This is a genomic window from Massilia alkalitolerans DSM 17462, assembly GCF_000427785.1.
Taxonomy (GTDB): domain Bacteria; phylum Pseudomonadota; class Gammaproteobacteria; order Burkholderiales; family Burkholderiaceae_D; genus Telluria; species Telluria alkalitolerans.
In genome coordinates, this window is sequence record NZ_ATYR01000064.1 from 1 (window position 1) to 7,418 (window position 7,418).

General features: G+C 61.6%; 7 protein-coding genes and 2 pseudogenes. 2 read left to right on the forward strand and 7 right to left on the reverse strand.

All coding sequences use genetic code 11. From position 1 onward, the window contains the following. The 3 genes and pseudogenes from YWC_RS0126655 to YWC_RS33990 form a co-directional block, all read right to left on the reverse strand. A partial coding sequence (locus tag YWC_RS0126655; RefSeq protein WP_229413211.1) for a sensor histidine kinase occupies positions 1-1,087 on the reverse strand: 1,087 nt, incomplete at its 3' end. Next, a pseudogene (locus tag YWC_RS31110) lies at positions 1,062-1,604 on the reverse strand (response regulator transcription factor); the annotation flags it as partial. The pseudogene YWC_RS31110 and the gene YWC_RS0126655, both read right to left, overlap by 26 nt. Before the next feature lie 355 nt (positions 1,605-1,959). Then, positions 1,960-2,028: pseudogene (locus YWC_RS33990) on the reverse strand (hypothetical protein); the annotation flags it as partial. Between the two features lie 27 nt (positions 2,029-2,055). Here YWC_RS33990 and YWC_RS33995 point away from each other — a divergent pair. After that, complete coding sequence (locus YWC_RS33995; protein ID WP_229413212.1) at positions 2,056-2,448, forward strand: hypothetical protein; 393 nt, start codon at positions 2,056-2,058, stop codon at positions 2,446-2,448. Between the two features lie 220 nt (positions 2,449-2,668). Here the strand turns inward: YWC_RS33995 and YWC_RS0126670 are convergent, their stop codons facing one another. Continuing rightward, positions 2,669-3,358 carry a response regulator transcription factor gene (locus tag YWC_RS0126670; RefSeq protein ID WP_027868077.1) on the reverse strand — a complete coding sequence of 230 codons (690 nt, stop codon included), beginning with the start codon at positions 3,356-3,358 and terminating at the stop codon, positions 2,669-2,671. A 279-nt stretch (positions 3,359-3,637) separates the two neighbouring features. On the opposite strand from YWC_RS0126670, the gene YWC_RS0126675 reads away from it, so the two are divergent. Continuing rightward, complete coding sequence (locus YWC_RS0126675) at positions 3,638-4,837, forward strand: cation:proton antiporter (protein WP_443093634.1); 1,200 nt, start codon at positions 3,638-3,640, stop codon at positions 4,835-4,837. Between the two features lie 5 nt (positions 4,838-4,842). Here YWC_RS0126675 and YWC_RS31115 read toward each other — a convergent pair whose 3' ends face one another. The 3 genes from YWC_RS31115 to YWC_RS31120 form a co-directional block, all read right to left on the reverse strand. Next, complete coding sequence (locus YWC_RS31115; protein ID WP_084416631.1) at positions 4,843-5,454, reverse strand: YeeE/YedE thiosulfate transporter family protein; 612 nt, start codon at positions 5,452-5,454, stop codon at positions 4,843-4,845. Then, a complete protein-coding gene (locus YWC_RS0126685) occupies positions 5,447-5,953 on the reverse strand; it encodes a YeeE/YedE thiosulfate transporter family protein (RefSeq protein ID WP_027868079.1) in 507 nt (168 codons plus the stop codon). The genes YWC_RS31115 and YWC_RS0126685 overlap by 8 nt, the downstream gene beginning before the upstream one ends. 18 nt (positions 5,954-5,971) lie before the next feature. Further along, positions 5,972-7,351, reverse strand: a complete 1,380-nt coding sequence (locus tag YWC_RS31120; RefSeq protein ID WP_036216347.1) for an MBL fold metallo-hydrolase — start codon at positions 7,349-7,351, stop codon at positions 5,972-5,974. Positions 7,352-7,418 lie beyond the last annotated feature (67 nt).

Consider the following 7,418-nt stretch of genomic DNA (forward strand, 5'->3'; position numbering starts at 1 on the left):
GCCCCAAGGTTTGTCGCACCGCATCCGGCAATCCCGGTCCGGTATCTTCCACGATCACGCGCCCGGGCTCGAGCACGACCGTTACCGAACCCTGCTCCGTGTACTGGCATGCATTGCGTATAAGGTTCGCTATTGCCGACTTGCATAATTCAGAAGGCGCACGCACGCTGATCTCAGCGCTGCCCACACACAGCAGCTTGACAGGCTTGTGTGCCAGCAGGGGCTGGTAACGTTCGACCTCGCGTCGCGCAATCTCGCTCACGGACACTGGTGCGAGCAAGCCGACTTCCGGCGCGCGGGCCAGCATGAGCATGACACCTACGCATTCCGTGGCCTCTTGTGCGGCACGATAAATGCGTTGTGCCGGCGCCTGTATTGCTGTATCACGGCTGCCTGCCAGCAGGATCTCGGCCGCCCCCATGATCACGGTAAGCGGCGTGCGCAACTCATGACTGACGTCGCCGGTAAAGAAGCGTTCCCGGTCGAGAACCTCCCGCAACTCGGTCGTATGTGCGGCCAGCGCCCGCGCAAGTACGCCCAGCTCGTCCGGGCGTTCGGTGAGCGGCAAGGTCGACGCACCGCCCTCGACCGCTTCGACGAGCGCGCGGACCGGCGCAACGATCCTGCGCCCGACAAAACGGCCAACGAAAACCGCCAGCAGCACAAAACCTGCAAAAAATCCCGCAAATACCGAATACACCAGCAGCTCGACCTTCTCGTAGTCGCTCTCATGATCGACAACGACATAGGGGCCACGCGCGTCCGCACCCGACAGCACATGCAGGCCGATGCCATCCACGATTGCTTCCGACACGCCGGCTGGCAGCCCGCGCAGCGATAGCGGGATCTCTTCGCCACGGTGGAAACGCAGGCCAGCCGGCAGGTCCGCCGCCAGCCCCGCAGCTTCCCGTGGCCGCGCCCATTTCTCGACCTCTGCCAGCCGGTTGTCGACCAGGTGGACCTCGATTCCTTCGACAGCAAGTGCAGCCAGCACCGCAAAGAACACGGACAGGACGATGCCGAACAGGAGGAAGGCGGCGACGATCGGCCGGCTTAACGAATCAGCCTGGCGCATCGGGAAGAACAAGCCGGTAGCCAACGCCGGGAATAGTATGGACCATAGGGATGGCAAAAGGTTTGTCGAGCGCCTGGCGCAACGCGTGGATGTGCGTACGCAAGGCATCGCTGTCAGGGCGGTCATCGCCCCAGACAGCCTGCTCGAGATCCTCGCGCGGGACGATCCGCGGAGCGGCACTCATCAGGCAGCGTAGCAAGATATAGCCTGTCCTGGTAAGCACGATTTTCTTGCCGTCGCGGGAAGCATCGAGCACATCGGGATCGAAGACCAGTCCGCCGAAGCGCAGCGCACGGCTGACCGGAACCGATCCGCCGGCACGACGCACCAGGGCTCTCAGCCGGACGTCGAGCTCCACCAGGGAATAAGGTTTGACCAGGTAGTCGTCCGCGCCGCTGTCGAAGCCGGCAACCTTGTCGGGCAGGCTGTCGCGCGCCGTCAGCATCAGGACCGGTGTCGGCGCACGGAGCTCGGAGCGCAGTTTCCGGCACAGTTCCAGGCCATTCAAGCCGGGAAGCATCACGTCCAGGANGCCCCAAGGTTTGTCGCACCGCATCCGGCAATCCCGGTCCGGTATCTTCCACGATCACGCGCCCGGGCTCGAGCACGACCGTTACCGAACCCTGCTCCGTGTACTGGCATGCATTGCGTATCAGGTTCGCTATTGCAGACTTGCATAATTCAGAAGGCGCACGCACGCTGATCTCAGCACTACCCACACACAGCAGCTTGACAGGCTTGTGTGCCAGCATGGGCTGGTAACGTTCAACCTCGCGTCGCGCAATCTCGCTCACGGACACTGGTGCGAGCAAGCCGACTTCCGGTGCACGGGCCAGCATGAGCATGACACCGACGCATTCCGTGGCCTCTTGTGCCGCGCGATAGATGCGCTGTGCCGGTGCCTGGATTGCCGTGTCCTGGCTTGCTTCCAGCAGGATCTCGGCCGCCCCCATGATCACGGTGAGGGGCGTACGCAACTCGTGACTGACGTCGCCCGTAAAGAAGCGCTCCCGGTCGAGAACCTCCCGCAACTCGGTCGTATGTGCGGCCAGCGCCCGCGCAAGTACGCCAAGCTCGTCCCGGCGTTCGGTGAGCGGCAAGGTCGACGCTCCGCGCTCGACCGCTTCGACGAGCGCGCGAACCGGCCCAACGATCCTGCGCCCGACAAAACGGCCAAGGAAGACCGCCAGCAGCACAAAACCTGCAAAAAATCCCGCAAATACCGAATACACCAGCAGCTCGACCTTCTCGTAGTCGCTTTCATGATCGACGACGACATAGGGGCCACGCGCGTCCGCACCCGACAGCACATGCAGGCCGATGCCATCCACGATTGCGTCCGACACGCCGGCTGGCAGCCCGCGCAGCGATAACGGGATCTCTTCGCCACGGTGGAAACGCAAGCCAGCCGGCAGGTCCGCCGCCAGCCCCGCAGCTTCTCGTGGACGCGCCCAATTCTCGACTTCGGCCAGCCGGTTGTCGACCAGGTAGACCTCGATTCCTTCGACAGCCAATGCAGCCAGCACCGCAAAGAATACGGACAGGACGATGCTGAATAGGAGGAAGGCGGCGACGATCGGCCGGCTCAAGGAATCAGCCTGGCGCATCGGGAAGAACAAGCCGGTAGCCAACGCCGGGAACAGTATGGACCATGGGGAGGGCAAAAGGTTTGTCGAGCGCCTGGCGAAGCGCGTGGATGTGCGTACGCAAAGCATCGCTGTCAGGTCGGTCATCGCCCCAGACAGCCTGCTCGAGGTCATCGCGCGGGACGATCCGCGGAGCGGCACTCATCAGGCAGCGCAGCAAGACATAGCCTGTCCTGGTAAGCACGACTTTCTTGCCGTCGCGGGAAGCATCGAGCACATCGGGATCGAAGACCAGTCCGCCAAAGCGCAGCGCGCGCCCCACCAGCACCGATCCGCCGGAACGACGCACCAGGGCTCTCAGCCGGACCTCGAGCTCCACCAGGGAATAAGGCTTGACCAGGTAGTCGTCCGCGCCGCTGTCGAAGCCGGCAACCTTGTCGGGCAGGCTGTCGCGCGCCGTCAGCATCAGGACCGGTGTCGGNGCACGGAGCTCGGAGCGCAGTTTCCGGCACAGTTCCAGGCCATTCAAGCCGGGAAGCATCACGTCCAGGANGATCACGTCATACNGGNTTTCGGAAGCCAGNGCNAGCCCGCCGTANCCNTTGCGGGNGGAATCGACCGTATATCCNTTTGGTTCCAGGAAGCCGTACAAATTTGCCAGGATATCCGGATTGTCTTCTACGATGAGGATACGCATCCATGCATTGTAAGGCGAAACAGTCCTTGTCGAGCAGGGTCCGGCCCGCTAAATTTGTTGCAGGAAGGCATGACGAACGCCATGCAGTGCGCGTACGGCAGCAGCAGACGTGACGCCGGCCCGGACGCACGGGCCCTTAGACCCGCCTTGGCCGTAGCTGTACGGCATTGCGCTCGCCTACCCGTGCAATTGTTCTTGCAAGCATTTGAACAGTCGGGCGATACTCGCCGCTCACGTATTCGAGATACAAGATCACGCAGAGACGATATGCACGCAGCAATGGGCACGACCGAGATTTTCCTGATCGCCATGGCGATCATTTTCAGTATTCCCTACCTGATCTGGCGCTTGGGCGACACGGACTATTACGCCCCGCTGGTGGTAGTGCAGATCATTACGGGCATCCTGCTCGGACCAGGCATTCTCGGCAGGATGTATCCAGAATATTATGCCTTCGTGTTCAATCCCGCGGTGATCCAGTCGCTCAACGGTATTGCCTGGTGGGCCGTGATGATCTTCGTAATGATCGCCGGCATCGAACTCGACCTGAAAGCGGCCTGGGCGCACCGCCGCGAGAGCATGATCACCGCGTCGCTCGCGCTGGGGACGCCGCTGGTGTTTGGCTGTATCGCCGCGCTCGGCATGCTGGGCTATGCCGGNTGGATCGGTCCGAAGGCCGAGAGCTGGCAATTCGTACTGGCCGTAGGCATGGCCTGCGCCGTCACGGCCTTGCCGATCCTGATTCTGCTCATGGAGAAACTGGAGATCCTGCGCCAGCCGATCGGGCAACGCATCCTGCGTTATGCCAGCCTGGATGACATTGCGATCTGGGGCGTGTTGGCCCTGATCCTGCTCGATTGGGACCGCGTCGGACGTCAGTCCGGGTTCCTGGCTGTGTTCGCCCTGGCCACCGTGTTGTTCCGCAAGCTGATGACCAAATTGCAGGAGACCGACCGCTGGTACGTCAGCCTGGTCTGGTTGGCGGCCTGTTCCTTCGCAGCCGACTGGGCCGGCCTGCACTACATGGTTGGCGCCTTCCTGGCCGGTGCGGTAATGGACGCGCACTGGTTCGANCAGAAGAAGATGGATCTGATGCGTCACCATGTGCTGCTGGCCNTCATGCCGGTGTTCTTCCTGTCCACCGGCTTGCGCACCAACTGGGCGATGGGTGGACCCGCCGTGTTCCTCGTTGCCGCAGTGCTGCTGCTCGCCTCGGTGAGCGGCAAGTTGGCCGGCACCCACATCGCCGGGAAGATCCTCAAGTGGGGTGGGGGCGAGGCATCCATCATCGGCTGGCTGTTGCAGACCAAGGCGCTGATCATGATCATCTTCGTCAATATCCTGCTGGACAAGGGNATCATCACCAGCGAAACCTTCACGGCCCTGCTCCTGATGGCCGTGGGCAGTACCATGCTCACCGTTCCCATGGTCTACCCAAGGCTGCGGCGCGTTGCCGCCCTGGTGTTCAAAGCCAGCTGAATTTGCTACGGAAAATACAGGTACAGCAGCCACAATGCCACGCCCAGCAAGGGCGCGAACACGATCAGGAAGGGCGTGGTGCGCACTCCTATCAGATCGGGCAGCTGGATGCACCCGCGGTCACCCCAGGCCAGCACGTTCGAGCTGAGGCTTCTGGACAATTCGGCGTAGAGATAGCTGCCCGCCAGGAGTCCGGCGATCCCGGCGACGGCATCCAGATTCCCCTGTCCCAAGGCTGCGGCGCCGGTTCCAGGGCAATATCCGATCAAGGCAAACCCTGCTCCGAAGACCAGGCCGCCAAGCACATTGGCCGCATACTTCGTGGGTTTGAGCTGCAGCTTGACGAGTCCGAAAGCGTGCATGAAGAAAATGCCGATCATTCCGACAAGAATAGCAGCCAGCATGATTTTCATGACCGTGAAATCGGTCAGCAGAAGCGCCCCAAGCAGAACCTCGTACTTGGCAACGCCGCCTTTCTGCAACAGGAAACCGAAGATAATCCCGAAGAATAGACCCAATGCGAGCTGCCTTGGCGCGTCGCTTTTCCCGGCCCCGCCATCCGTGCTTCCTGGTGGCTTGCCGTGGTCAACGCCGGGCTTTGCGGATGTGTTATCCATACATCACCTGCGCTACCAGGGAACCGCCTGCGAAGAAGCATGCCAGCGCAATCCACGACCCGACCGACAATTGCAGTGCGCCGCTGATTCCATGGCCACTTGTGCACCCGCCTGCAAGNCGCGCCCCGAACGCCATGATCACGCCGCCAACGAAAGCGATAGACAGACGCAGCGGTACAGAGTTTCCGAAATGCGCCTCCCACAGCGGCGGGATCACGCTGGCATGGAATTCGCCACCCGACAAGGCGGCGAAGAATGCCCCGANGACAATGCCGAATGCGAGCATGACTTCCCACTCGATCTTGGGAGTCTTATCCTGATAGAACGCCAGGGAGTCGGTGTGTTCCCTGGAGACCAGGTAGCCCAGCAGGCCGGCCATGCGTGCGAAAGCGGTCGACACGCCCAGCGGTTTGCTGGAAAAGTAAAATGTCGCCATCGAGAGGACGCCGATAAGGGCGCCNACCACATACGGATTCCATGCGCCACCAGCCGTGTTCATGTCCGTCTCCTTCGCGCGTTATTCGACCTGATTCCTGTTTAATGGCAGNCCGAGCTTGTCCCATGCCGTTATGCCGCCGAGCATGTTATAGACGTTTGTATACCCGTGACGCCGAAGAATACTGACCGCAAGCCCGGAGCGATGTCCGACGCTGCAGTGCGCGACGACTCGGCGGTCCTTGGAAATCTGCGGCAGGTTTTTTTCGAGATCGCCTACGAAGGTATGGTGCCCGCCCGGTATGTGTTTCTCTTTCCACTCCATGTCGTCGCGCACGTCCAGGATAGTCAGGTCCCCTTCCTCGTTCCAGCGCGCAGCCTCGCTGGCGCTCGTCGTGCCCAATGCTTCGATAGGCAAGCCCGCTTCGCGCCATGCCTCGACCCCGTTCACGAGCACTCCCTCGACGCGGTCGATGCCGATGCGTGCAAGCTGTGCGATTGCCACAGGCGCCCTGGAGGGCTGTTCCACGATCAGGAAGATGGGTGTCTGTTCGTCTGCGAGCCAGCCGCCAAAGGTGGACAGCCCCTCCAGCCAGACGTTATACGAGCCCGGAATGTGCGCGCCTGCGAAAGCATCGGGCGATCGGGTATCGATCACTACCCCGCCCTGGGCTCGATCCTGGAACACCTTCGGCAACAGCACGCGATCGTCAAGGGACGAGGGCACGGGCCGTCCTGCCTCCAGGTTGACCACTTCCATGTGCGAGAAATACGGTGGCCGCGGCAGATGTTCACCGTCCTTCTGCGCCATGAATTCCGCGCGGGTTTTCTTGAATACAGGATTGGTCGCACGTTCGATGCCCAGCGTTGACTCGTCGCGCTCGGAAATGTTCCCCCCACATGCAGATCCCGCGCCGTGCGCCGGCAANAGGATCGCCTGGTCACCAAGCGGCGCCAGTTTCTGGTGCACCGAATCGTAGAGCAGTCCCGCATTTTCTGCGGTTTTTTCCGGGTCCGAAAGGTCAGTCCTTCCGGTATCACCCACGAACAGGGCATCTCCGGTAAANACGCCCCAGCACTGGTCGCCGGCGTCATTGGGATAGACCGCATAGGACATGCTCTCGGGCGTGTGTCCTGGGGTAGCCAGCGCGACGAAGCGCGTCGNTCCCACCGTGAATTCCTCGCCATCCGCTACCTGCACATCGACGCGGCCGAACAGNGGATGTTTGCCCGCNAGNATCNTGGCGCCGGTGAGTTCTGCCAGGCTTGCGGACCCGAACTCGAAATCCTCNTGGCGATGCGTTTCGATGCAATAGGCAATGCTCAAGTCATTGTCGCGTGCCAGTTGCAGATACTCTGCCACGTCCCGCCGCGGATCGACGACCACTGCAAGCCCGTTGCCGCATCCGAGCACATAGGCGTTGTGGCCTAATCCCTGCGTTTTAACCCGTTGAAAAAACATGTTCCGCTCCTTTCGTTGAGTCAGTCATGCCTGCGGGACGGCTGTGATTGCCGTCCTTACTGTCGCA